Source organism: Acinetobacter sp. neg1 (assembly GCF_000788125.1).
GTDB lineage: Bacteria > Pseudomonadota > Gammaproteobacteria > Pseudomonadales > Moraxellaceae > Acinetobacter > Acinetobacter vivianii.
Genome location: NZ_JSZD01000012.1, coordinates 52235 through 78685 on the forward strand (window position 1 = coordinate 52235; position 26451 = coordinate 78685).

At 41.3% G+C, this 26451-nt stretch carries 25 protein-coding genes; 11 read left to right on the forward strand and 14 right to left on the reverse strand.

The window, feature by feature from the left end; genetic code table 11:
• Window positions 1–23: 23 nt before the first annotated feature.
• From PJ15_RS08700 to PJ15_RS08740, 9 genes are all read right to left on the reverse strand, one after another.
• A complete protein-coding gene (locus PJ15_RS08700) occupies window positions 24–1364 on the reverse strand; it encodes an aspartate aminotransferase family protein (protein ID WP_047429881.1) in 1341 nt (446 codons plus the stop codon).
• 821 nt (window positions 1365–2185) lie between these two features.
• On the reverse strand, window positions 2186–4024 hold the full coding sequence (gene glmS / locus PJ15_RS08705; RefSeq protein WP_047429884.1) for a glutamine--fructose-6-phosphate transaminase (isomerizing): 1839 nt from the start codon (window positions 4022–4024) through the stop codon (window positions 2186–2188).
• Window positions 4025–4036: 12 nt separating this feature from the next.
• Window positions 4037–5401: a bifunctional UDP-N-acetylglucosamine diphosphorylase/glucosamine-1-phosphate N-acetyltransferase GlmU gene (gene glmU / locus PJ15_RS08710; protein WP_047429888.1), complete on the reverse strand. Its 1365-nt coding sequence runs from the start codon at window positions 5399–5401 to the stop codon at window positions 4037–4039.
• A 20-nt stretch (window positions 5402–5421) separates the two neighbouring features.
• Complete coding sequence (locus tag PJ15_RS08715; protein ID WP_047429891.1) at window positions 5422–5943, reverse strand: phosphatidylglycerophosphatase A; 522 nt, start codon at window positions 5941–5943, stop codon at window positions 5422–5424.
• Window positions 5921–6838 (reverse strand): thiamine-phosphate kinase, encoded by a 918-nt coding sequence (gene thiL / locus PJ15_RS08720; protein ID WP_047429894.1) that lies wholly within the window; start codon window positions 6836–6838, stop codon window positions 5921–5923. The genes PJ15_RS08715 and thiL overlap by 23 nt, the downstream gene beginning before the upstream one ends.
• A 15-nt stretch (window positions 6839–6853) precedes the next feature.
• Window positions 6854–7303 (reverse strand): transcription antitermination factor NusB, encoded by a 450-nt coding sequence (nusB, locus tag PJ15_RS08725; protein ID WP_004657014.1) that lies wholly within the window; start codon window positions 7301–7303, stop codon window positions 6854–6856.
• A 3-nt stretch (window positions 7304–7306) separates the two neighbouring features.
• Complete coding sequence (gene ribE / locus PJ15_RS08730) at window positions 7307–7777, reverse strand: 6,7-dimethyl-8-ribityllumazine synthase (protein ID WP_004659764.1); 471 nt, start codon at window positions 7775–7777, stop codon at window positions 7307–7309.
• An 11-nt stretch (window positions 7778–7788) separates the two neighbouring features.
• Entirely contained in the window at window positions 7789–8910 is a 1122-nt protein-coding gene (gene ribBA / locus PJ15_RS08735) for a bifunctional 3,4-dihydroxy-2-butanone-4-phosphate synthase/GTP cyclohydrolase II (RefSeq protein ID WP_004776357.1), read from the reverse strand.
• 249 nt (window positions 8911–9159) lie between these two features.
• A complete protein-coding gene (locus PJ15_RS08740) occupies window positions 9160–10452 on the reverse strand; it encodes a hypothetical protein (RefSeq protein WP_171248583.1) in 1293 nt (430 codons plus the stop codon).
• A gap of 68 nt (window positions 10453–10520) precedes the next feature.
• Here PJ15_RS08740 and serB point away from each other — a divergent pair, with 68 nt between their 5' ends.
• The 3 genes from serB (at window position 10521) to PJ15_RS08755 (ending at window position 13111) form a co-directional block, all read left to right on the forward strand.
• Window positions 10521–11741, forward strand: coding sequence for a phosphoserine phosphatase SerB (gene serB, locus PJ15_RS08745; protein ID WP_047429908.1), 1221 nt, complete (start codon window positions 10521–10523; stop codon window positions 11739–11741).
• Between the two features lie 406 nt (window positions 11742–12147).
• Window positions 12148–12483 carry a ciprofloxacin tolerance protein AciT gene (gene aciT, locus PJ15_RS08750; protein ID WP_004776351.1) on the forward strand — a complete coding sequence of 112 codons (336 nt, stop codon included), beginning with the start codon at window positions 12148–12150 and terminating at the stop codon, window positions 12481–12483.
• Between the two features lie 148 nt (window positions 12484–12631).
• Window positions 12632–13111 (forward strand): hypothetical protein, encoded by a 480-nt coding sequence (locus PJ15_RS08755; RefSeq protein ID WP_004776350.1) that lies wholly within the window; start codon window positions 12632–12634, stop codon window positions 13109–13111.
• Window positions 13112–13160: 49 nt separating this feature from the next.
• On the opposite strand, the gene dtd is transcribed toward PJ15_RS08755, so the two are convergent.
• Entirely contained in the window at window positions 13161–13601 is a 441-nt protein-coding gene (dtd, locus tag PJ15_RS08760) for a D-aminoacyl-tRNA deacylase (protein WP_047429911.1), read from the reverse strand.
• A 197-nt stretch (window positions 13602–13798) separates the two neighbouring features.
• On the opposite strand from dtd, the gene PJ15_RS08765 reads away from it, so the two are divergent.
• From PJ15_RS08765 to asd, 5 genes are all read left to right on the forward strand, one after another.
• Window positions 13799–15322, forward strand: coding sequence for a catalase (locus PJ15_RS08765; protein WP_047429914.1), 1524 nt, complete (start codon window positions 13799–13801; stop codon window positions 15320–15322).
• 127 nt (window positions 15323–15449) lie between these two features.
• Window positions 15450–15935, forward strand: coding sequence for an ankyrin repeat domain-containing protein (locus tag PJ15_RS08770; RefSeq protein ID WP_047429916.1), 486 nt, complete (start codon window positions 15450–15452; stop codon window positions 15933–15935).
• 140 nt (window positions 15936–16075) lie between these two features.
• Entirely contained in the window at window positions 16076–17284 is a 1209-nt protein-coding gene (pncB, locus tag PJ15_RS08775) for a nicotinate phosphoribosyltransferase (protein WP_047429918.1), read from the forward strand.
• 351 nt (window positions 17285–17635) lie between these two features.
• Window positions 17636–18484: a sulfurtransferase gene (locus PJ15_RS08780; protein ID WP_047429922.1), complete on the forward strand. Its 849-nt coding sequence runs from the start codon at window positions 17636–17638 to the stop codon at window positions 18482–18484.
• Complete coding sequence (gene asd / locus PJ15_RS08785) at window positions 18481–19332, forward strand: archaetidylserine decarboxylase (protein ID WP_047429925.1); 852 nt, start codon at window positions 18481–18483, stop codon at window positions 19330–19332. Before PJ15_RS08780 ends, asd begins: the two co-directional genes overlap by 4 nt.
• A gap of 76 nt (window positions 19333–19408) precedes the next feature.
• Here the strand turns inward: asd and PJ15_RS08790 are convergent, their stop codons facing one another.
• Window positions 19409–20170: an AraC family transcriptional regulator gene (locus PJ15_RS08790; protein ID WP_047430219.1), complete on the reverse strand. Its 762-nt coding sequence runs from the start codon at window positions 20168–20170 to the stop codon at window positions 19409–19411.
• A 96-nt stretch (window positions 20171–20266) separates the two neighbouring features.
• Here PJ15_RS08790 and PJ15_RS08795 point away from each other — a divergent pair, with 96 nt between their 5' ends.
• Both PJ15_RS08795 and PJ15_RS08800 read left to right on the forward strand, forming a co-directional pair.
• Complete coding sequence (locus PJ15_RS08795) at window positions 20267–21400, forward strand: multidrug effflux MFS transporter (RefSeq protein WP_047429930.1); 1134 nt, start codon at window positions 20267–20269, stop codon at window positions 21398–21400.
• Window positions 21401–21458: 58 nt separating this feature from the next.
• Window positions 21459–22358, forward strand: a complete 900-nt coding sequence (locus PJ15_RS08800) for a LysR family transcriptional regulator (protein ID WP_047429933.1) — start codon at window positions 21459–21461, stop codon at window positions 22356–22358.
• Here PJ15_RS08800 and PJ15_RS08805 read toward each other — a convergent pair.
• Entirely contained in the window at window positions 22332–22940 is a 609-nt protein-coding gene (locus PJ15_RS08805; protein WP_047429936.1) for a LysE family translocator, read from the reverse strand. The genes PJ15_RS08800 and PJ15_RS08805 overlap by 27 nt on opposite strands.
• Window positions 22941–23144: 204 nt before the next feature.
• Between PJ15_RS08805 and PJ15_RS08810 the strand changes: the two genes are divergently transcribed.
• Window positions 23145–23954 (forward strand): PhzF family phenazine biosynthesis protein, encoded by an 810-nt coding sequence (locus PJ15_RS08810; protein ID WP_047429939.1) that lies wholly within the window; start codon window positions 23145–23147, stop codon window positions 23952–23954.
• A gap of 221 nt (window positions 23955–24175) precedes the next feature.
• Here PJ15_RS08810 and PJ15_RS08815 read toward each other — a convergent pair whose 3' ends face one another.
• Window positions 24176–25072, reverse strand: coding sequence for a LysR family transcriptional regulator (locus tag PJ15_RS08815; RefSeq protein ID WP_047429942.1), 897 nt, complete (start codon window positions 25070–25072; stop codon window positions 24176–24178).
• A 485-nt stretch (window positions 25073–25557) separates the two neighbouring features.
• A complete protein-coding gene (locus PJ15_RS08820; protein ID WP_047429945.1) occupies window positions 25558–26451 on the reverse strand; it encodes a LysR family transcriptional regulator in 894 nt (297 codons plus the stop codon).

Consider the following 26451-nt stretch of genomic DNA (forward strand, 5'->3'; position numbering starts at 1 on the left):
GTCTATTATTTTATAACTTGGCTTTATTCATGCATTTTTTGGATAATTGCTTTAGTGGTTTCGATATATCCACTGATATCTTCATCGGTCATGGGTAATGTAAGACCAATTTGTCCACGATGCACAGGAAAGTAGCCTTGCGTTGCCATTTCCAATGCATAAGTATTCATAGAATCTTCATCAATTTTATGCCAATAGTCACGATGAGTTTTGATTTCTTGGCCAATTTCTTTGGTAAATGCATACCCTAGCATTGAAAATGCACCATAAACAATAAAAGGATAATTAGATGCTTTCGCCCAGTGATTGAGTTCATCCTTGATTCTTTTTGCCATACGATTCAAATACTCGTAAGCTTCATCATTCATGACTCGTAAACAAGCGCTACCGGCTGCACATGAAAGTGGGTGTCCATGATGTGTGCCTGAAATAAGCACTTGATTTTCTTCTAGAACACGGAAGATTTCGCGACGACCACCTACAGCACCAATAGGAAGCCCACCTCCAATCATTTTACCCATTACAGTAAGATCTGGATGGACTTGATAGATACTCTGTAGTCCTCCTTTAGCTGCACGTAAGGTCATGGTTTCATCAATGATTAAAAGGATGCCAAGCTCCTGAGTAAGCTTTCGAATACGAGCAACAAATTCCTTATCAAGCTCAACGACACCTCCTGCGCCTGACTGCAATTCCATAATGACACAAGCTACATCATCTGCATGATTACGAAGAATACTTTCGCATGCTTGATAATCATTTTGTACTAATACAATGACATTATCGCTTTTGTAGGTTGGGATCCCTGCTGAATCTGGTAATGGCTTTGGATGGAAGTCTGGGCCTGGAAAACTAGCGGGTGTTGGATGTGCAGAAATTGCTAAATCGTCACAGAATCCATGATAACCTCCTTCGAATTTGGCTATTTTATTTTTTCCTGTGTATCCTCGGGCAATCCGGATCGCACTCAAACATGCCTCGCTAGCGGAACAGAAGAATTTAACCTTTTCAATAGAATCAATTCGTTGGCATAGGAGTTGGGCGAGCTCTAACTCGTAATTTACAGGATTACCAAATGAGAATCCCTTTTTCAGGACTTCCTGAATAGCTTTGAGAATTTCAGGGTGATTGTGACCAGTGACATTGGTCGAAAAGTTATTATTAAGATCGAGTAGTTTTTTACCTTCAATTGTATAAACATATTGGCCTTCACCTCGCTCAGCGAAAATTGCATGCGGGCCATAGGCAAACGTCCTACGACTAAAACCACCTGGGATCTGATCATTCCCTTTAGATGTTTCTTCCTTGGAAAGATTGAAAGTTTCAGAGAATTTTCTTAAAGATTCAGCGTAATCAAGTTTCATATTTTAATCCTGATATTAAAAGGAAAATCGTTATTTTTTAAATAACTATAGATTTAGATTCGCTAAAATAGATAGTACAGAGGTTGGGCTGTTCACGATGAGTGAAGAGCTGTTCAGAAAATTAGGCACGACTGGGCTAAAAAGCCGGTTACTTTTGTGGCTTAATTTTTTGTATCAAGACCATCCCTATCTATAGTGCATCTAAGAGGAAATAAAATTTATTTCCCTATCGATTTGTGTTTAAAAAAGCCATAAGGTTCTCCATTTCCTATTCGTAGGCTTTGTCAGTGTTAGATTTTCATAAGTACGGGTTGAGCTAAATATGCTTTTAGAGTTTTCTAATTAACTGATTTTATTTAATTAAATCAATTTAAAGCTTTAGCTTATCTATTAAAGTATTTATAACGAAGTGCAAAAATTCTGACTATCAATATCTGGAAAATTTGAAGTTTTAATGTTGACGAATGTAATAAAAAATATCTAAGGCAAAGATGATTTATGAGAGGGATAGATTTTATTCTTCCCTATATTGTTCTCACTAGAGATACTGAGAGCACACATAGATTGGATTTTAGCCCTGTTCATCTTTTGGCAAAGATTGTTTTAGCGTGTTATCGATCGCTGAATTAATTGGTATATTCTACGTTTTATGAAATTCAAAATTTGAATCTTATTAATGATTTACTTTGGATTATTTGATGATCTTTATCTTAACTTGATTACGCTATTCTGTGATTCATTTATAAAAAAGCCCAGCATACTTTTTATTCAATATGTCTGGGCTATTTTTGATTATTAACTGTGTAGAGTTAATAATTTTATTATTCTACAGTTACACTCTTGGCAAGGTTACGTGGCTGATCGACATCAGTTCCACGTAAAACAGCAACATGGTAAGACAATAATTGTACTGGTACGCTGTAAACGATTGGCGCTAACCATTCATTAACGGCTGGGATATGTACAACGTGTTGGCGGTCTTTACCATGAATACCACTGTTCTCATCCGCGAAAACAAATAATTCACCACCACGTGCCTGTACTTCTTCCATGTTCGATTTGAGTTTATCGAGCATTTCATCATACGGTGCCAAGATAACCACAGGCATTTCGTTGTCAACTAAAGCAAGAGGGCCATGCTTCAATTCACCTGCGGCATAACCTTCAGCATGAATATATGAAATTTCTTTCAATTTCAATGCGCCTTCAAGTGCGATTGGGAAGTGTGTTCCACGGCCCAAGAACAAGCAGTGATTCTTTTCCACGAACAGCGCAGACAAGCGAAGAATTTCAGTATCACCTTGCAAGGTATCTAAAATGACTTTCGGGCAGTGCCATAAAGCAGTAGTGATTTCATTTAGTTGCGCATCAGAAAGGCGTTGTTTCACCTGACCAATTTTCAGGATTAACAACATCAATGCCGCAAGCTGAGTGGTAAAGGCTTTGGTTGATGCCACACCAATTTCAGGGCCAGCCAGCGTCAGTAAATGGTGATCTGTTTCACGCACCATTGATGACGTTGCGACGTTACAAATCGTCATTGTCGTGATGTCAATGTTGTTAGCTTTGGCACGTTTTTGAGTTTCACGTAATGCAGCTAAGGTATCTGCGGTTTCACCTGATTGAGAAATACAGATATATAACGTATTGGCAACGATGACAGGTGTGCGATAGCGGAATTCACTTGCGATTTCAACCTGACAAGGCACGCCAATCAATTGTTCGAACCAGTATTTGGCAATCATACCCGCATGGTAGCTGGTACCACAGGCAATGATTTGAATTTGCTGGATTTTACTGAAATCTGCATCGGCATGATTTAAGAAATCTTCGCGTAAACTATTGCCATTCAATGCTTGAGAAATAGTTTGCTGAATCGCTTCAGGTTGCTCATAAATTTCTTTGAGCATGAAGTGCTTATATTCGCCTTTAGAAGCATTACTAACCGTTGCATCTAATTCTTTGACTGGGCGTTCAACCGCTTCACCATTTGCAAAAACTTCAATGCTATTACGGGTTAAGCGTGCAATATCGCCTTCTTCTAAATAAACAAAGCGATTGGTCACAGGCAACAAAGCCAACTGGTCTGAACTGATAAAGTTCTCACCAATCCCCACACCAATGACCAGTGGAGAGCCTTCACGCACGGTAATCAGCTCATCTGGATGTGCTGTATGTACAATACCGAGTGCATAAGCCCCTTTTAGGCGAGGTGTAATCTTTTGTACCGCTTCCAGCAGACTATCAGTTTGTTTTAGTGCTTCATTAACGAGATGCGCAACAACTTCTGTATCTGTTTGAGAGGTGAAGACATAACCTAAAGCTTGTAATTCATCTTTAAGTTCTTGGTAGTTCTCAATAATACCGTTATGTACAACGGCTACATTGCCAGAAACGTGTGGATGCGCATTGTTTTCAGTCGGTTTACCGTGTGTTGCCCAGCGTGTGTGTGCAATACCCACATTACCTGTTAACTGCTGTTCTGCTACGGCTTCAGCTAGATTAGCCACTTTACCCACGCGACGTTCACGCAGGATTTGCTGTTTATTGAGCAAGGCTAAACCTGCAGAGTCATAGCCACGATATTCCAGACGTTTTAGACCTTCGATCAGAATCTCGGTTACACAACGTTCAGCAACGCCACCAACAATACCACACATAATTTTATCCTCTTATTTTTTCAGTTTTTGGGGACGTTGATAATCCGCTTTTTCAAACTGCTTTGCTCGTTCCACAGCCAAACTACGCTCAGCCACATCTCGTGTTAAGGTAGATCCCGCACCTGTGGTCGCACCCTGACCGATTTTGATTGGTGCAACTAATGAGTTATTGGTTCCAATAAATACATTGTCTTCAATAATGGTACGGTGTTTGTTGGCGCCATCATAGTTACAGGTAATCGTGCCTGCGCCAATGTTACAGCCTGCACCGATATCCGCATCACCTAGATAAGTGAAGTGGTTGGCTTTAGAACCAAGACCAATATTTGAATTCTTTACTTCAACAAAGTTGCCGATATGCACGTCATTGGCAAGATTAGCACCTGGGCGTAAACGCGCGAATGGCCCAATCTGGGTATTTTCTCCAACTACCGCATTTTCAAAAATACTATAGGCCTGAACCTTGGTACCTGCTGCAATACGGGTATTCTTTAAAATACAGCCAGCGCCGAGGTGGACGTTATCGCCAAGTTCGCAGTCACCTTCAATGATGACATTGACATCAATTTGTACATCTTGACCGCACTTGAGACTGCCGCGCAAATCAAAACGATTTGGGTCAATCAGATGAACACCTTGTTGCATCAATTCTTTGGCTTGCTGTTGCTGGAATTGACGCTCTAAGGTCGCTAGTTGCAGACGGTCATTGACGCCTTCAACCTCGAATTCTAGCTCAGGCTGAATAGACGCAATCTCTAAGCCATCTTCAACTGCCATTGCCACAATATCCGTCAGGTAATATTCACCCTGAACATTATTATTAGAGAGCTTTGGTAACCATTGATGCAGTTTGGCATTGCTGACGCAGTAAATACCTGTATTAATTTCCTGAATCTGGCGCTGTTCTTCATTGGCATCTTTATGTTCAACAATGGCCTGAATTTTGCCAGCTTGACGAACGATACGACCATAACCTGTTGGATTTTCAACATTCAGGGTGATCATGCCGATACCAGATTGACTCGAAGCTTCTAACAATTGTTCAAGCGTGCTCTGACGAACGAGTGGCACATCACCATAGAGAATTAAGGAAATTCCATCTTGCGGTAGTACCGGTAAAGTCATTTGAACCGCATGACCTGTGCCTAACTGTTCAGCCTGCTCGACCCATTCAATTTGCTCGGCAGCAAAGCTTTGTTTAACCAACTCACCGCCATGCCCATAAATGGTAATAATATTTTGCGCATTCAGTTTTTTTGCCGTCTGGATCACATGACCCAGCAGTGGACGACCTGCCAATGGTTGTAATACTTTTGGTAGTTGTGAACGCATTCGCGTTCCTTTCCCTGCTGCAAGAATAATAACAGTTGTTGACATAACTAACTCTAATTTATGGCTTAAGTCAAAATATAAAAATGAATAATAAGAATACAGAGTGCTGCCCAAAGTCCCGCAATGATATCGTCGAGCATGATTCCGAAGCCGCCAGAAACTTTCTGATCTGCCCAGCTGATCGGGAATGGTTTCCAGACATCAAATATACGGAATAATACGAATCCAACAATGACCCATAACCAGTTCACGTGTTGCAAATAAAGCAAAGGGAGCAGGGTAATGGATTGTCCTGCAAACTCGTCCCACACAATACGTCCATCGTCGTGGACATTGATCACTTTTGCTGTATGGCCACAGATATAAATGCCAATCAATGACATTAAAATGACCACAGCGATGCTGGCAGACAGACCGAGATATACCCATAGTGGCGTAAACAGGAGTGCAAAGGCCGAACCAAATGTACCCGGTGCTTTAGGTGCTAAACCAGAACCGAAACCGACACCGCAAAAAACGATGAAACGGTCAAACCAAGACATTTGGTTAAAGTGAATGGGAGGTTTATGCAAAGTGTTGGTATCCATGAACATGTAACGGGCATGCTTCGCCCATATACTCAAATAACAATCCAGTTTGTTGGGTAATTTCGCCAATTATTGTAATCGGAACATCTAATTGTTGTCGCGACAGTTCCTTAAAGTTTTGCGGTGATATTGTAAAGCATAATTCGTAATCATCACCGCCTGCAAGTGCATAATGCCAAGCCTGTTGCAGATCGAGTTGTTTTAGTGATGGATCTAACGGAAGTTGATCAAGCTGTAATTTTGCACCGACATTGGATGCTTTCAGAATATGACCCAGATCCTGAGCCAAGCCATCCGACACATCAATCATGCTGGATGCCAGACCTTTCAGCTGTTGGCCAAGTTGACAGCGTGGCGTTGGGTAGTCCAGACGTCGTTGCAGGGCATGACCAAGATGCTGCAATCCAAAGGCTGCATCTCCAACTTGCCCACTCATACAAATATAGTCACCAACCTGAGCGCCTGCACGTGTGATGGCTTGGCCTTGTTCAATCCAGCCTAAGGCTGTCACACTGATGGTGAGTTGACTACTTTGAGTGGTATCGCCACCGATCAGGCTGACACCAAATTGATCGCAGCAATCGAAAAGCCCCTGACTAAATCCAGCCAGCCAGTCGTGATCAACAGTCGGTAAGCTCAGTGCCAGTAAAATACTGTGGGGTTTTGCACCCATTGCAGCCAGATCAGATAAATTGACAGCGACACTTTTCCAGCCAATAGCATGGGGAGCCGTATCTAGGGGGAAATGTCGACCAGCAACCAGTGTATCTGCACAGATCACCAATTGTTGTGAAGGAGGGGGGGTGACAATGGCTGAGTCATCACCGATGCCTAAACTTACATCTGCATTGGATGTACGCTTAAAGTAGCGCTCAATAATGGAAAACTCAGCCATACAACATCAAGCCTATTATTTTGCTTGTTGTTTTTCAGCTTCACGAAGTTTTGATGAAAGACGGTCTAATACACCATTGATGTATTTATGGCTGTCTGCACCACCAAAGTGTTTCGCTAACTCAATTGCTTCATCAAGTACAACACGATACGGAACTTCGAGGTGATCTCGTAGTTCATAAGCGCCTAAACGCAAAGTTGCAAGCTCTACACCATCAAGGGCATTTAGCTCACGGTCAAGTACCGGGATGAGTAACTCATCTAAGGCTTCATGTTGAGCAACCACTTGAGTGAGCAATTCATGGTAATAGTTAAGGTCAACTTTGTGCATCGCATTTTCAACACGCGTACGTGCTTCAATTTCATGTACAGGGTTATGACTCATTTGCCATTCATAAATCCCTTGTACAGCAAAACGACGTGCTTTGCGTTTCGCTGCATAAGCGGCCTGAAGTGTTTGCGACATGCTTTAAATTGCCTTTAATAAGTTAACCATTTCGATTGCAGTCAATGCAGCTTCGCTACCTTTGTTTCCTGCTTTCGTACCAGAACGTTCAATTGCTTGTTCAATGCTGTCTGTCGTCAAGACACCATTGATCACTGGCATTGTGCTTTCAAGTGCAACCACACCTAAACCTTTTGCACATTCGCCTGCAACAAAATCAAAATGTGGTGTGCTACCACGAATCACTGCACCTAATGCAATGATGGCATCAAATTTATTTGAAGCCGCTAATTTTTTCGCAACGATTGGCAGTTCCCATGCACCTGGCGCATGAATAACCGTAATCGCATCTTCTGAAACGCCATGACGTTTTAAAGTGTCGATTGCGCCTTCAAGTAAATGTTCAACCACGAAGCTGTTGAAACGACCCACTAAGATCGCATAACGACCTTCGCTTGCGAGATGTAATAAACCTTCAATACGGCGAATTGCCATAGCAACCTCGATTATTTTGCTGTGATTTGATCGGCAGTGATGTATTCCACCACCTCTAAATTAAATCCTGACAGGGCATTGAAACGAAGTGGAGAACTCAACAACTTCATTTTCTCAACACCCAAGTCACGTAAAATCTGTGCACCGACACCAATGGTCTGATATTGGTGAGAAAGCGCGGCATTTGATTTCAGCGGTTTTGGCTGATTCAAACTATTTAAAGCTGGGCCTAAATCTTCTAAATGATTCTGACCAATCCAGACCAGTACACCACGATCACTTGCAGCAATGGTTTTCATTGCAAGATCAAGATTCCATGCGGGTGAACCGTCTGCTTTATTCAGCTTTAACAAGTCACGAATTGGACTGAAACCATGTACACGAACTGTCGTAACACCCTGTTTCGGTTCACCTTTGACCAAGGCAACGTGAATATCAGGGTTACCAATTTCACGGTATTTATACAGCTCAAAAGTACCATATTCAGTTTCAATGGTCTCTTGAGACAAACGTTCAACGGTTTGCTCGTTGGTCATGCGGTAATGAATCAGATCCGCAATGGTCCCAATTTTTAAGCCATGCTTTTCTGCAAAGACTTCCAGATCAGGGCGACGCGCCATAGTACCGTCATCATTGATGATTTCACAGATCACTGATGCAGGTTCAAGGCCAGCCAAACGGGTTAAATCACAACCAGCTTCGGTATGACCCGCACGGTGTAGTACACCACCTGGTTGTGCCATCAATGGGAAAATATGCCCTGGCTGTACGATATCGCTTGGCTTGGCATGTGCAGCAACCGCAGTACGAATGGTATGTGCACGTTCAGCTGCTGAAATACCTGTGCTAATGCCTTCTGCTGCTTCAATTGAAAGCGTGAAGTTGGTCGCGTGCTGTGCGCCGTTCTGATCAACCATTAATGGCAGGTTGAGTTGCTTACAACGTTCACGGCTTAAAGTCAGGCAGACCAAACCACGTGCATGGGTAATCATGAAGTTAATATCTTCAGGGCGAACATGCGTTGCAGCGATGACTAAGTCACCTTCATTCTCACGATCTTCATCATCCATCAGGATGACCATTTTGCCTGCACGAATATCTGCGACAAGCTCTTCAACACGACTCAGCGGCATTCGCTTTCACCTTTGATGTTGCCTTTTAAGGCTCTAGTATTCGATAAATCTGGCATAGTTTACCGCATTTTAAAAAATTTCGCCTGTGCTTCTTGATCAATTCAAATATGTCATCTGCAAAAGCAGATATTGGCCTGATCTGGAGCTGCTGTTGTGAACTTTCTAGGCTCATTTTCTTAGGCGTTTGAGCAGGAAAAAAATAAGGCTTTGTCGTGAAACAAAGCCTTATTTTAAGATGTAGCACTTGAATCAGGATTCAGTGGCGGCTTTGGCTTTTTTGCCCATCAAGATTTCAGTACGCAGTGTCTGTGCCACAGTTGCACAGGCTTCATTCATGCCATTAATCATGAACGCATGGCGAGTCATGATGTTGCTTGGATTCGGCATCGCCACCAGTTCATAATTATTTTGGATGGTTTTAAGCTGATCATGATTGAGGTATAAAGCCGCTTCTTTGGCATGTAGATGTTGAGTCAAGCGTTTCGCTGCTTCAACCGCATCCAGTTGCATGGCATCTACCGCACCAGCAACCGCACCACGCGTTTGCAAGGCAAAACGTTTATCTTCACGGTAACGTTTATACAATACATCAGACAACAGCTGGAACACGGCACCGACCATCATCAGGCATTCTAGCGCTTGTGGCTGTTCCGTGTTAGTGGTCAAAGTTGCACCTTCGCTATCAAATTCTTGGGTGACATGAATTTTAGCGGCATCAATTTCATAATGCTTGGCACAGAGGTCGATACTTTTATCCAAGAATAGCTGGCAAAGTTTAAAATATGGCACCGAAACAGACTGATTGACACTATTTAGAAGTTGCTTCGGATCATAGAACTGAATGTTCAAAGCCAATGCCTGATCATCCAGTTGAACTGCTTCTGTTGGACGCTTCTCGACGCGCACCTTGCTTTGCGCTTTGGCCTGTTGTTGAGCCTGAGCAACCAGTGTCACCGTATTTTGTTTTTCGAGCGCCAATGCCTGAGTTAAACGTTGAATTTCATGCTTAAGATGATTTTCTTGGTTAATACGAGCTAGGTATTCACTGCGCGTTGGACGGGCAATGGCACGATAAGCCAGCCAGATCAAGGCGTGAATAAATAACGAGACTAAAATCGCTAACCATTGGGTACGTAAGATTTCACCGATACTTGGCTGGATGAGGGTAATTTCAACCGTTCCAACTTTCTTCTCATTTTGCAATGCATCACGAACAAACACTTCACCTTGGCGAGTTTTCGACATACCACTGGTGGCAAGGACTTGCTTATTGGCATCCAGGATACGAATCGAAGCAACACTTGGATTGGTGGCATAACGATTCGCCACCAGAGCCAATGAAACGGTGTTGGCAGGTTCCAGCTCGGAAAGCGTATCTGCCACTAACTGACTTGTCATCAGTTGACCTTGGCTGGCGCGGTTTTCATTGAGTTGATGTGTCGTTGCAATCACCAATAAAAAGGTATGCAATGCAAAACTTACGATCAGTAGGCTAGCAAATAGCCCTTGGCGAGGCGCATTCAAGTTAAACTTCCAAGGCAAATAGATTTAGGTTCGGTTATGTTATGATTCTTACATACAATAGTTGTCGCTCAACCACGAGTCAATTCATGCGAGAAATCATTCTTATATCCTTTCTAGGACCAGATCAACCGAATCAGTTTACTCGATTAATGCAGGTACTATCCGTACATTCTTTGCAAATACTTGATGTAGGTCAGGCCGTTATCCACAATCAACTCACCCTAGGGATCGTTGTTGCATCAGATAATGAGACTGCTACTGCATTGGCAATGAAAGAGATTCTGATTTTAGCACATGATATTGGCCTAACAGTGCGATTTAAACCAATCTCCAACGCAGAATATGATCAATGGGTGAGTGAAGGTGGCCGAACACGCTATATCGTGACGGCACTTGCCCCAGAACTCACGGCTGCGCATTTGCAAGCGGTCACAAAAATTGTGTCGAGTCAGGGTTTTAATATCGAAACCGTCACGCGCTTATCTGGCCGTTTAGAGCTGGATACTGAGAGTCCTTTCCCGCGTCGGGCCTGTGTCCAATTTGGATTGAGTGGGCAGATGTTAGATGCACAAGCCATGCGTGCAGCCTGCCTGAGCTTGTCAGGTGAGTTGAATATTGATGTCGCTGTACAAGAAGACAATGCGTATCGCCGCAATCGCCGTCTGGTGTGTTTCGATATGGATTCAACCCTCATCGAGCAAGAAGTAATTGATGAGTTGGCCTTAGAAGCTGGAGTTGGTGAACAGGTGGCTGAAATTACAGAGCGCGCCATGCTTGGGGAGCTGGATTTCCAGCAAAGTTTCCGTGCCCGTGTCGCTTTATTAAAAGGTCTGGATGCGTCAGTTTTACCTAAAATTGCAGAACGTTTGACCGTGACAGAAGGGGCAGAGCGTCTGATTTCAACACTGAAAGCGCTAGGTTATAAGACCGCAATTCTATCAGGTGGTTTCCAGTACTTTGCTGAATATCTGCAAGCAAAACTGGGAATTGATGAGGTGCATGCCAATATTCTCGATGTTGAAAATGGCATCGTGACAGGTGAAGTGAAAGGTGCGATTGTCGATGGTGCACGTAAAGCTGAGCTACTACGTCAATTGGCTGAGAAAATGGGGATTTCCTTAGAACAGGCGATGGCCGTTGGAGATGGTGCTAACGATTTGCCAATGCTCTCGATTGCGGGGCTCGGTGTCGCATTCCGTGCCAAGCCTTTGGTTCGCCAAAATGCCAATCAAGCAATTTCCAGTGTGGGTTTAGATGGTGTTTTGTACTTGTTAGGTATGCATGATAAAGACCTGAATCGCGCTTAACACAGCGATTTTGGGGTTCAAATAAGGCCGCTTTTGAAGCGGCTTTATTCATTTTTAAGTCGTCACGATTCCGTCATATTTATGTCTAAATGTATAGAAAAACAACGATAAAAAATTTCTGAAAAAAGTTTTTTTAAGGTCTAAAACATCGATAGTTTTTTGTAATGACACGCCGCAATTGATGCTATATGGAGATTCGGGACTTTTGTAATTTTAAAAAATGTAATTACAAAAGCATATTGCGACAGCTTATGTCGTAAGGTTAATTTCAGGCTCTTTTTTTCTAAAAAAAACACTCCATAATGCATAAAGACGTTAATGCAACACCAAGTACTGTTTGAGATTACAGAACAATATAGAGGTCTGGACACAATTGCAGACCATCCTTTTTAAGACGGAGGTTTCTATGGAAGCAGCGAATTTCACCATGTTGGTTGGATTTGGCTTAATCGCTGTCGCAATTATTGCTGTTTTCTTTTCTCCTTATCGTCGTTGGTTAGGTTTTATGTTGGCAGGTATGCTCTGCTGGGGACTGTTAGAAGTGGTACGCTTTGGTGCGCAAACCATATTCGAGATGTCAGTCGCCTATAGCTATCTCACCGCATTGAGCTTCGCGATGATTACGGTTACATTTATTTTGTTACGTGAAGATAAACAAGCACAAAAACAACTGGCAAATCGTCAGTATATTGAACATACACCTGTTTATAAGGATGATCAGCAACAATGTTCTAGCAGATAAATTATAATAATTTTAACAACATCAAAGGCATGCTCAGCATGCCTTTTTTGCACTAACTTTCTGCAACAAAGCTTTTTCCGACTTTTCTACAATTGTGCTAGGATACAGTTGTCTTAATTTTCATCATAATACTGTAGGCATAAATGTCATGAAGCTTTCTTCTTTACCTGTGGTTAAGTTACCTATCGTTGATGTAAGCACTGATCCACTTGATCTATTAGTGGCAGGTTTGGCGTTACGTATGAAGCAATTGGCACGCACTAGCCCGAAGTTTATTGAATTGGTTCATGACCGTGAGTTCCGTATTCAGATTGGTACGGATTTAGGTTTTGCGCGTCAAATTATTGTGAACCGTGGCAAAATTGATACAGTGGCAGGTAACCCGGAACAAGCTGATTTTATTTTGCAATTTGCTTCAAGTGAGCAAGGCGTAAAAACCTTACTGAAAGGCGACCCAACTGCATTTATGACAGGGATGCAGGACGGCAGCATTAAAATGGAAGGGGACTTTAGCTTATTGGTGTGGTTTAACCAAGCTGCAAAACTGATTCCACCTAAAGTACCAAAACCAGTAAAAGAAAAAATCCGTCAGGCACGTGCATTTATTAAAGAAAAAACAGGCAAATAAAAATGTCATAAAAAAACTCCCAAATCGGGAGTTTTTTTATGTGCTCGAATTATTCAACGTCCAGATTAAAGGTCACTGGCCCATCATTAATTAAATGAACTTTCATATCTGCTGCAAAAATTCCTGTTTGCACATTATTGAATTGTTGGCGGGCATATTCCACTAGCTGTTCATAAAGTGCTTTGGCTTCGGCTGGTGGCATCGCTGGACCAAAGTCTGGGCGTAAGCCTTTTTGCGTTTGTGCCATCAAGGTAAATTGAGAGACCAATAAAATCCCGCCATTTGCTTGGCTGACATTCCAGCCCATTTTGCCTTGTTCATCATCAAAAATTCGGTATTTCAGAATTTTATCAATCAGCTTCTGGCCTTTCTCTAAAGTATCTTCTTTACCCAGACCTAAAAATACCAGTAAGCCGTGTTGAATCTCACCTGTAGTTTCGCCCTCAACCACCACTTTCGCTTCGAGGACGCGTTGAATTAGTGCGCGCATAAGAATTAAAGATTAAATGTTCAGTCAGTTGCGCAGTCTAGCAGATTTAGTGACCCTACAGCGGAGTGCAAAATAGAGCCTTCGAATGCTTGATCTTATTTTTCGATTTGTTTTATTAAAATTATCTTTTTTATCTATTGTTAAAATCTTTGTATAGTCCCCGTGCAGGAAAGGTATTTGATTTTGGATTTAACAGTATGTTTAAACGAACGTTTTTATTCACAATAATGGCAGCAACGTTAGGCACCGCGTATGCAGCTCCTTTAACAAAAGACAATGGTGCGCCTGTCGGTGACAACCAGAACTCAACCACAGCTGGCGCAAATGGTGCAACCTTGTTGCAAGATGTGCAGCTCATTCAAAAATTACAGCGTTTTGGCCGTGAGCGTATTCCTGAGCGTGTGGTACACGCACGTGGTACAGGCGTATACGGTGATTTTGTCGCAACAAAAGATTTGTCTGATTTAACTGTCGCTTCTATGTTTAAAGCAGGTACGACCACACCTGTATTTGTTCGTTTTTCTACGGTGATTCATCCGAAAGGTTCACCAGAAACTGCACGTGATCCACATGGCTTTGCTGTGAAGTTTTATACCCAGCAAGGGAACTGGGATCTCGTCGGGAATAACTTGCCTGTATTCTTTATCCGAGATGCGATCAAGTTTCCTGACTTTGTACATGCGATGAAGCCTGATCCTGTGACCAATGTTCAGGATCCTAACCGCATTTTTGATTTCTTAAAAAGCCAGCCGTGGTCGATCAATATGTTGACCTATGTCTATTCAAACTTGGGCACACCTGAAAGCTACCGTACGCTGGATGGCTTTGGCGTGCATGCATTCAAGTTATACAACGACAAGGGTGAGTATAAGTACGTCAAATTTAACTGGCGTTCTAAGCAAGGGGTAAAAGGGCTGAATCTGGATCAGGTACGAGAAGTACAGGGCCGTGACTGGAACCACTTGACCAATGATATGTATAAAAATGTCTATGCAGGAAACTATCCGAAATGGGACTTATACATTCAGGTGCTTGATCCAAAAGATTTGGATAAATTTGATTTCAATCCATTAGATGCAACCAAAATCTGGCCGAATGAGCTAGTCCCTGAAATGAAAGTCGGGACCTTGACGCTGAATCGTATGCCGAAGAATTTCTTCCAGGAAACAGAACAGTCAGCATTTGCGCCTGGCAATTTAATTCCGGGTATTGAGCCATCGGAAGACCGTTTATTACAAGGTCGTATTTTCTCTTATTCAGATACACAGTTGTATCGTTTGGGCGCCAATCACCAGCAAATTCCAGTGAATCGTCCGCGTGTGGCTGTGAACAACAATAATCAGGAAGGCTTCATGAATATGGGACAAACTGAATCCCATGTGAATTATGAACCAAGTACGATTGAGCCGAAGCCATCAACTGAGATTGCGCGTGCAGTTGCAACGCCGTTGCAAGGTTCCGTCATGCAACAGGCGATTCAGAAACAACAGCCATTTAAACAGGCTGGTGATTTATATCGCAGTTATTCAGCCTTGGAAAAGAATGACCTGATTCGTAACCTTGCGGCTGATTTAGGCCAAGTTAAAGATGTAGAAACCAAAAGCATTATGGTCTCTTACTTCTATAAGGCCGATGCCGATTATGGAACGCGTTTGGCCAAAGCTGTGGGCGTAAATCTTAAAAATGTACAGAGTAAAGCAGCTCAGTTGAAAGACGAATAAAGGCTTTGTTGATGTGGTAACAGGTGCCTGAATGTTACCCCCAGAAAGTCCTGTAACCTCAATAGCCTTTCCTGCACCTAGGGCGAGTGTTACAGGCACTCCTTGTTCAGATTTTTGAGGAATGCTCATGATTCATTTACGTTCGATCTTGTTTGCGGCTTGTCTGCTTTGTAGCAGTGTGGGGACTTCGGTCTATGCCGCAGTGCCATCTTCACAGGACAATGGTTCAGCAGAAGTCATTGAGCTGTTTTTCTCTGCGGCTAAAGTGGGAAATATTGAAGTCCTGCAAGAGTTTTTAAAGCATGGTTTTCCGATTGATATTCAGGATAAATCTGGCTATAGCGCTTTAATGATGGCAAGTTATTACGGTCAGAAAGATGCCGTCAAACTGTTGCTGCAACAAGGTGCCAATCGTTGTCTCCGAGACAAACGAGGGCATACCGCACTGATGGGCGCAATCGTGAAAGCCGAGTGGAGTATTGCCAAGCAGTTGCGTCAGGTGGATTGTGATGTCAATGCTGCCAAAACAGGTCAACTCACGGCAGAACAATTTGCGTTACAATTTGGTCAGCAACAACGTTTAAAAGAAATCCAGCCGTTACAAGAAAAATAGTATCTGGTTTAGCTAACACATTGAATTTAAAAAGCTGCCAATGGTTTATTTTCGTGAAAAATCATCCATTGCAATCGACAGACTCATTTCTGTGCAAAAGTGTGCTTTAATGCTTGAACGAGAATAGATCCTAGTCAGTCATGTCTACACCAATTATTCAATCTTTACTTGATACCGACTTATATAAATTCACCATGTTGCAGGTGGTGTTACATCAGTTTCCACAAACGCATAGTGTGTATCTATTCCGTTGTCGAAATCTCGAAGATACGGTTTATCCACTCGTTGAAATTCTGGATGACTTGAATCAGCAGCTCGACTGGCTATGTGAATTGCGCTTTGCTGAAGATGAGCTTCAATATCTGCGCTCGTTACGCTTTATTAAAAGTGATTTTGTTGATTATCTGGAACTCTTCCAGTTAAAACGTCGCTTTATTCAGGCCAGTATTGATGAGGCGGGTCGTCTTGATATTCGTATTGAAGGGCCAATGGTTCAGGCCATGATGTTTGAGATCTTTGTCCTGGCGATTGTCAATGAACTGTATTTCCGCCGTATTCGTAGTGATGAGGTTCTGGCAGAAGGCGAACGTCGTTTACAGCAAAAACTGGTGCAACTACAACATTACGCACAAGAACAACAAGAGAATGAACCTCCATTTTTAGTGTCTGACTTTGGAACACGCCGTCGCTATAGCTTTGAATGGCAAAAACATGTAGTGCAAGCATTTCATACTGCGGCACCAAAGGTATTTCGTGGAACCAGTAATGTGCTGTTGGCGAAACAGTTGGGGATTAGCCCGATTGGAACCATGGCACATGAATTCCTGCAAGCTTTTCAGGCCCTTGATGTACGTTTGCGTAATTTCCAAAAAGCGGCTTTAGAAGCTTGGGTACAAGAATATCGGGGTGACCTCGGGATTGCCTTGACTGATGTGGTCGGCATGGATGCATTCTTACGCGATTTTGATTTGTATTTTGCCAAGCTGTTTGATGGTTTACGTCATGACAGTGGTGACCCGTATGAGTGGGGAGATAAGGCGGCTGAGCATTATCGTAAACTCAAGATTGATACCAAAACCAAGATGTTGACCTTTAGTGATGGGCTGAATCTGGAAAAAGCATGGTTATTGCATCAATATTTTAAAGACCGTTTTCAGGTGAGCTTTGGTATCGGCACCAATTTGACCAATGATATGGGGCAAAAGCCTTTGAATATTGTGTTGAAGCTGGTGGAGTGTAATCGTCAGTCGGTGGCGAAGATTTCGGATAGCCCAGGAAAAACGATGACTGATAATGATACGTTCTTGGCGTATTTGCGTCAGGTGTTTGAGATTGAGGACGTTGAGTAGAGGCATTGCGGTGTCTAACCTAATTATCATCAATTTTCAGGATAGACCTTCGGTGAGTTACTTTGGTTTTGCCCAAAGTAACCAAAGGCATTTGTTGAACTGACGGCACATCCTTGATGCCGCAGTTCAACGGGCGGCATCCATGCCGCCTTAGCACCATTAAATTTTTTCACAGTAAAGTAATATAGCCTAACTTCCGCGATGATCAGCAAATTCTTAATTTTTGACTCATCCTAGTTTAGCTTTATGCTATATCTCCTTTTCTGCTAAATGAATGCAAAAAATCAGACAAAGATAAAAAGTCGGCTATGCTAAAATTACGCATAAGGCGGATGACAAAACAGCATAACAATGACTGATGTAGATTTTAAACTTGATTTACTGATTGAACCTGAACAACTCGTATCCTATTTAGGACATGAGCGAATTCGTATTGTCGATTTAAGCCGGGCATCGGTTTATGAACAACTGCATATTCCCCATGCGATTCATTTACAACCGAAATATCTGGTTGCACAACAAGAACAAGCCAATGGCGTGTTACCTGATTTAGAAGGATTACAGGCTTTAATTGAGAAGCTAAATATTTCACCGCAACATCACGTGGTGGTGTATGACGATGAAGGTGGTGCTTGGGCTGGACGATTAATCTGGAATTTACATTGTCTGGGTTTTCATCATACCAGTCTGATTAATGGGGGGATTCATGGCTGGTTGGGCGCTGGATTGCCGACGACGGCTGAAGTCGATTCAGTGAAACCTGTTGCGGATCTGTTGCAAATTGATTTAGACACCGTTCAGCAATATCGGGTTGAATATCAGGAATTGTTGAAGCAAGTCGAAGAACAGAATATTCAACTGTGGGACTGCCGCAGTAATGATGAATATACAGGTCTACGTTTAGCTGCGCGACGCGGCGGTCACATCCCAAATGCGTTACATTTTGAGTGGAGTACTGCCCTTAATCGTGAAAATCATCTAAAATTACACCCGCTTGAACGCACACAACAACGTTTAGAACAATTAGGCTTTAATTTACAACAACCTGTGGTGGTGTACTGTCAGTCTCACCATCGTTCGGGCTTGGCGTATATTCTGGCAAGATTGCTGAACTGGCAAGTTAAAGCCTATGATGGTGCGTGGAGTGAATGGGGCAATCGCCTCGATAGTCCTATTATTTCAGGAGAGTCACCGTTGTGAGCTTTGCAGCAGATTTAAAAAAACAATTATTTATCAAAGCACAAAATCTTGTGCCGCAACATCAACTCAGCCGTGTGATTGGCAAGGTTGCCGCAAGTGAAAATCTCTTGGTAAAAACTGCTGTTATTCAGGCGTTTAAAGCAAAATACGGGATTGATATGAGTATTGCTGAACAAAGCAATGCGCAACACTATAAATCTTTTAATGAATTTTTTACCCGTGCACTCAAAGAAGGTATACGCGGTATTGATGAACAAGCGGATAGTATTGTTTGTCCTGCGGATGGTGCAATTTCACAGCTTGGTAAAATTGAAGCGGGTGATATTTTTCAGGCCAAAGGTCAAAGTTTTTCAGTGGAAAAATTGATTGGTGATCCGCAGTTGGCGAAGCCTTTCCATGAAGGGCAATTCGCTACGGTTTATTTGTCACCTAAAGATTATCACCGTGTGCATATGCCTTTGGCGGGCACATTGACCGAAACTTTATATATCCCAGGTGAATTATTCTCGGTCAATCAAGTGACTGCTGAGAATGTACCGGGCTTGTTTGCGCGTAATGAGCGTATGGTCTGCTTATTTGATACCGAACTTGGTCGTATGGCGGTGGTTCTGGTGGGTGCAATGATTGTTGCTGGTATTGAAACAGTCGCAACGGGTAAGGTCAAACCGACGGGTCGTGTTGAATTGCAACATCATCAAATGCAATTGGATAAAGGCGCGGAATTAGGTCGCTTCTATCTTGGCTCAACCGCTGTGGTTTTATTTGAAAAAGATAAAATGGTATGGGAAGAGCAGTTTAAAGCCAATTCGACAGTGGTGATGGGTGAGCGTTTAGGTCATTCCGTTTAATCGATAAAATTATAAAAAAGCCCTTTAAAATTTAAAGGGCTTTTTTATTTGTTGGATCATTCAGTTTGTGACTTTGTTATGAGGTATAGCAGGTGGGTGTCACGCCCGTATGTTGACGGAAAAAAGCGATAAATGCACTGTCACTGCTAAATTCTAGCGCTTGAGCAATCTCACTGATACTTTCATTTTCAGCTAACCTTTCGATGGCTTTCAATATTCGCCATTGCTGACGCCAGTCTTGATAATTCATCCCTGTTTCTTTTATAAATATTCGGCTAATGGTGCGTTCACAAGCACCAGCTTGTTGCGCAAATATATTTAACCGTAAAGGCAATTCACCTTGACGAATACGCTCTATCCAGACCGATAAGCGACGATCTTGCGGAAATAATAATCCCCAGTTTTCTTTTGGTGCCGTATTTAATTCTTCCATAAATACGGTCAAAAGACTGGTTTGAGATTCCGCAGACATATCCCAAGGCCAAAATGCCATTCGTTCAATTACTTCAAACAAAAGTGGATTAACCGCAAAAATCTGTAGTGGAATTTGTTTCAGGGGTAAATCCATTGAGAAGTATAAAGAGCGATAGGCAATCACCCCGCGCATTATTGCACGATGTAACACACCTGCTGGTATCCATGCTGCCCGCCCGGGAGGAAGTAAATAAACCTTTGTCTCCATTTCGATCGTAATACAGCCTGCTGCAGAAAACAGGAGTTGATGTCGCCTATGACTGTGCTGGCCCGAGTCATGTACAGGCATATCAGCAGCGATGCCCACCACAGGAAGATAAAAATGATCGGCATTAAAGCTAGTTGTAGGGCTGATTTTCGCCATCTTGTCCGTTTTTTTATATTTTGAGTCTGAATTATTGTAATCAGACCAATTCATTTTCACAACAATAGGCGGAACTCAGTCAGTAAACAAAAAATTGTGCAAATTAAGAAACAGCCACCGTTATGGTTATTAATTTTATTAATCATGTTTCCACAACTGGTAGAAACGATTTATAGCCCTGCTTTACCGAGTATTGCCTCGTCATTTCATGTGAGTCATGAACAAAGCTCTCAAACGCTTTCCGTATATTTCTTTGCTTTTGCCATCGGTGTCGCATTATGGGGCTGGTTAAGCGATTGGATCGGCCGCCGCCCAGCAATGCTTTTGGGATTAGTCTGTTATGCATGCGGTGCAGTGCTGGCAATATTTACAACTGATTTTAATATCCTATTGCTGGCTCGTATGGTTGCAGCCTTAGGTGCTGCTGCTGGATCAGTTGTAGTGCAAACGATCTTACGCGATAGCTATGAGTCAAATGCTTTGGCACGTGTATTTTCTGTGTTGGGAGCTGCACTCGCTATCAGTCCGGTCTTTGGTTTAATGAGTGGTGGCTGGATCGTTTCTTTTTATGGACATATTGGTGTTTTTATTGGATTGGCAATCTTAGCTATATGCTTATTTATACTTACAGTGGTAGTGCTACCCGAAACTCGTCCACAAACAATGGCGAGGCCAGCGCTATTTAAACTGGGTTCCGTTATGTTAAAGGATTTAGGAATCTGGAAAAGTGCTGTGTTAATTTCATTGTTCAACACAATGATTTTTAGCTATTACAGTCTTGCTCCATTTCTGTTTGAGCGATTGGGTTGGGGCGCACGTGAATTTGGCTGGACAGGAGGAGTGTTGGCTATTTCTTCTTTAGTGGGGAGTTTTCTCAATCGCAGGATGTTAATGAATGGCTGGAAGATTGAAGGGTTAATTCGATATACGTGTCTGCTCGCCTTATTATCTAGTATGTTAGTCTTTATTTTACAGGACTCTATCTGGTTTTTAGCCCCGATGATGGGGATTGTGATTGCTTATAGTATTGTTATTCCAAATGTACTTAGTACTGCATTAACTGATTATCGGCAATATGCAGGAACAGCTGGCGCGATATTGGGATTGACCTACTATTTATTACTGGGTGTGATGTTGGCTATAGCAGGTTTTGTTCAGAACTTAGGTCTTGTTTTAGCTGTTTGTGCACTTATCGCTGGGTTTGTGATAGTGAGAAAAAAGTCTTTTTGAAATCCTATACGTGTATGATTATATTTTAATCTCGAAAAATTATTCTCCGTAGATAAATATGATTGAAGATATAAGATATTTAATTATTTTTGCGAAAATTGCTGAGTTTGGATCAATTTCTAAAGGCGCTAAAGCCTTAGGATTATCTGTTGCGACTGTGAGTTTACATCTAACAAAACTAGAAAAAAATTTAGAGTGTGCTTTATTTTATAGAAATACAAGGAAAATGACCTTAACACATGATGGTCAGAAGCTTCTAGATACGGCTCAGGCCATGTTAGTAACATATGAATCAGGAATTTTAGATTTTAAGCAACGCTCTATTATTAAAAAAACACAGCTTCATATCTCGATCCCTGCAGTCTTTATTCATGGAGAGTTTATGCAATGTATCACGGTATTCTGTGATCAATATAAAGATCTTACTTTACATATTACTTGCGATGATAGCCGGACAGATCTTATTGCTGATAATGTTGATATTGCTTTTCGAATTGGTGAATTACCAGATAGCTCATTTAAAGCGAAATATCTATTTTCTTTAGCTCGCAGTATTGTTGCAAGCCCTGATTTTTTAAAACGATATCCAAGTATTAATCATCCTAAAGACTTGATGAATATGAAGTGGATAGGGTTGAGCATGAGAAAAAATAATAGAGTTTTAAGGAATGTAGATACTCAAGAAGAAATAGAAATTTCATATCAGCCCAATATTTACGTAAATAATGTTGAGGCTTCCTATCAATTGGTAAAATTGAATGCAGGATTGGCTGCACCACCTGATTACTTGACTCAGTCAGACATTGACCAACAGAAAGTTGTACAAGTTTTACCAGCGTGGAAGCTTGAACCTTTAAGTGTCTATGCGGTTTGGCCCGCCAATATCCCGATGAATGGAATTGCCCATGCTTTAATTGAAAAAATATATGAATCATTTAATCCAAAATATCTTAAGTAACATATAAATTGCAAAAAGGATGAGAGATCCACCCATTAAAAAATTTAAAGTTTTGATATTGGAGGTGTTAGTGAATATTTTTGATAATTTGTGGCCAGAAATTCCCCACAAAATTAAAGAAATATAGCAAATAACGAAATAAATAAGAATAAATAGAATGAGGGGGAAATAACTGATTGGTGAGGAAAATAAAGATATACCTGAAAGACATGCAATCCATGCTTTAGGGTTGAGCCACTGTAATAGAAATCCATCTGTAAAACTGGCAACAGAGATATTTTTTACAACTTCAATCTCTGGTTTAGAAAACATAATTTTCTGACCAATATAAAAAATAAATAAAGCACCTGTACATTCTAGTATTTTGAAAAAAATAGGATAATGACTAATCGTTTGACTAAAACCAAAGCCTAAAATTATTAATAGTAAGGTAAAGCCGAGCGTTGCGCCTGAGATAAAGGGGAGCGTTTTCTTAAAACCGTGAATTAAGCTGGTTGAAAGAATTGTAATATTAATTGGCCCAGGTGAAATGGACATGCTTAACGAAAAGATAAACATACTGACAAGAATCGAAAATTGCATTTTAGCTGTCTTTTTAATCAAATCTTGAACGGAGATGATACAGCGATGAGAAAATAAGATTAGCCAGTTTTTATCTAAAGCAGATTTTGATTTTTTATAGTTTTAAATCCAAAAATCTTAAATGAGCAATTTTTGCATATCAAAAATATACGTTATTACTCGTAATGAAGAGTATCTTATTGGAAAAATTTATAGTTGTTTAGAATGAAAATTTATCAAGTTGATGCATTTAGTGATCAGTTGTTTAAAGGAAATCCTGCTGCGGTTGTTCTTTTGGAAGAGTGGCTGGATGAATGTTTAATGCAGAATATAGCATTAGAAAATAATTTATCTGAGACCAGTTTTGCTAGGAAAATTGATGATCAAAACTATAAAATTAAATGGTTTTCACCGATACAAGAAGTGCAGTTTTGTGGTTATGGCACGTTAGCAACCAGTTTTATTATTTTTAAAAATCAACCTGAAATTGAATCGTTGGTATTTCATGTGGCGAACTTGGGTGAGTTTTTCATCACTCGCGGTGCAAATGGCAGGATCAAAATGAACTTTCCTGTACAGATCCCAAGTCGAATGGAACAGATTCCTCAAGCATTAAAAGAGAGCTTGTCCCAAGACATTGCTGAGGTATATGTCAATCCACAGGCTTATATCGTGATCTATCAAAATACAGAGGCTGTTTTAAATGAATACCCTAATTTTGATTTAATCAAAACTCTGGGTGGGCGACGTGTTGCAATTACTGCTTTAAATGATGCCACAGAGGGAAAAATGAGTGGGTTTGATATCGTTTCCCGTTATTTCACGCCTTCTATGGGAATAGATGAGGATCCTGTAACAGGTTCGTTGCATACCTCGTTAATACCACTTTGGCAGTCGCGACTTAAAAAGGAAGATATTATTGCCTATCAAGCATCAAAACGAGGTGGAGTACTGTATTGCAAGTTACTTGAGAATGACCGCATAGAGATCGCGGGAGAGTGTCACTTATATCTAGAAGGTGAAATTTTCATTTAATGAATAACATAAAAACCATGTACGCTTTTGCTTACATCCACTAACGGCAATGTCCCATTTTCAACCTAAACCAAATTGCCTAATATGAACTCATCAGGAACAGGAAGTTCCAAAACATAAAACAAGAATGATAAGTTTGAGCATCAGGACGTGAGGTACGACAGGAGTTGCACCTAGTAACGAAATACGAAAAAGCCCGACAGGATGTCGGGCTTTTTTATTTATTGTGAACTGTAATAAGCATGGATCGCATCAGCACAGCTATTCACGATCAGATCATTGTCCTTTCTCCAAATCAGTTTGACCTCACTCAACGTATTTTCATCTTGAATTGGGATAAGCCTGACATTACTTGGCAGGATCACTTTAAATTCTTCAGGCACGATACAAATTCCAAAGCCATTAGCAACCAGCTCAAGTTGAGATCTTTTTCTTGAATAAATTCTGCTTCGTTTTGGCGAAAATCCATTGACCAGACATAAGTTGGCGGCCAAATAACTTAAGCCCCCACGCGCTTTATGGGGTACAGAAACAAAATCCAATGACGCTAATTCCCGTATCGAAATCTGTTCTTTTTCACCTAAAAATGGGTCTGAAATATGGGCAGCGACATACAATGGCGCGGAATATAAACTGATAGCATTTACGTCATTCAGGTTATGGTAAATCGGTGGGCGGATAAAACCCAGATCAATACTGCCATTCAATAAATATTCCAGTTGTAACTCGGATGATAAGGTATTCATCTCAATATCAATGTTATGGGTATCACAGAGCTGCTTGAAGATTTCGAGTTTATTGTGGTCAAGTACGATACTGCTGGAATGCGCAATTTTAATAATTCTGCCTTCACCTCGACTGATACTTTGGGCGCTAACAATTGAACTTTTTAAATGATCAATATTGGTTTTTAAACTTTTATACAGTGCTTCTCCCGCAGTGGTCAGTTTAATTTTTTTCTCGGACCGATCAAAAATTTCAAAGCCTAGTTCTTCTTCTAAATTTTTAATTTGCCTGCTTAGGGCGGATTGGGCAATAAACAGCTTTTCTGAGGCGGCAATAAAACCACCCGTTTCTACAATCGTGATTAGATAATTAAATTGTTTTAATGTCCACATATCTCAAAATTAGATCAGTGCTGGTTTTTTCTATATTAGATGAGATGGGAAAAATCTTATACCTTTTTCATAGATGCTTGAATGAGGTAGCAAATAATGAGAATGAAAAAGCAGATTTTGACCTTAGTTGCCTTTGTGATGATTTGTCTATTGGCGCAGAGTTATGACAGCTATATGGGGGTGCAGGTGATATCGCAGCAGGCTGATTTGGCAGGAGATTAGAGAAGTGCTCGCATTCTCTTTTTATTATAACTAATTGGAAAAATGAGATGAGAGCATGCTGATGTACGTTTTTGCTTACACTGATTAGAGGAAATGTCCCATTTTCAACCTAGGCTGAATTGCCTAATATGAACTCATCAGGAACAGGAAGTTCCAGAACATAAAACAAAAATGATAAGTTCAGGCATCAGGACGTGAGGTATGACAGGAGTTGTGCCTAGTGAAAGGAATACGAAAAAGCCCGACAGGATGTCGGGCTTTTTTTATTCAATATTGATTTCTTTTGTCCAAAGTTCGATGAGCATCTGAGTCGTTTGACTTAAAGGTTTGTGGCTCGGCCAGATTGCATGAATCGGCATATCCAGTCGATTTGTGGTGTCACGAAATTCGAGTCGAATCAAACTGCCTTTCGCAAAATGCTCTTGCACGATCGAGAGTGGAAAATTTCCCCATCCGAAGCCTTGTTCCACCATATTAATCGCCATAAATAAACTATCGGTATACCAGCAAGAATCAGAAACCAGAACGCGACTATCTGGTAGGGGATAGTGTTTGCTTGCCACAATAATCTGTCTGAGTTCAGAGAGCATGGTGAGTTCATTTTTATTATTATCCTTAAGCTGTTGTGCATCTTTCGGTGAAACCGCCGCGACAAATTTTTCAGTTCCGAGCAGTCGGAATCGTTCATTCAGGTCGAGTTCGGATGAGCTATAGGCAATATAAAGATCAATTTCATTTTGATGTAAACGTGCTTTTAATTCTTGTTGTGGCGCACTGACCATTTCAATATCCAGAAGTGGGTAACGTTGCATCAAACGTTCAATACCAGCCAAGAGCAGCTTCTGGTTGATGTCTGCAGCGATCCCAATCGCGATACGGGTTTCCAGTCCTGTTGAAAGTTCAGTTAAATGCATTTCTAGCTGGCGCAATTTAGTCACAATCAATCGGGCATGGGGCTCGATGGACAAAGCAATTTCAGTGGGAGCAAGATGGTTTTTACTGCGTTCAAATAATTTTAAATTTAATTCTGCCTCTAAGTTAGCAATCGCCATACTGACTGCGGAAGGAACCCGATTCAGTGCTCGGGCAGCTGCCGAAAAATTACCACGATCAATAATTTCAAGAATCAGTTCAAGTTGTTCACTGGTCAATTTCAT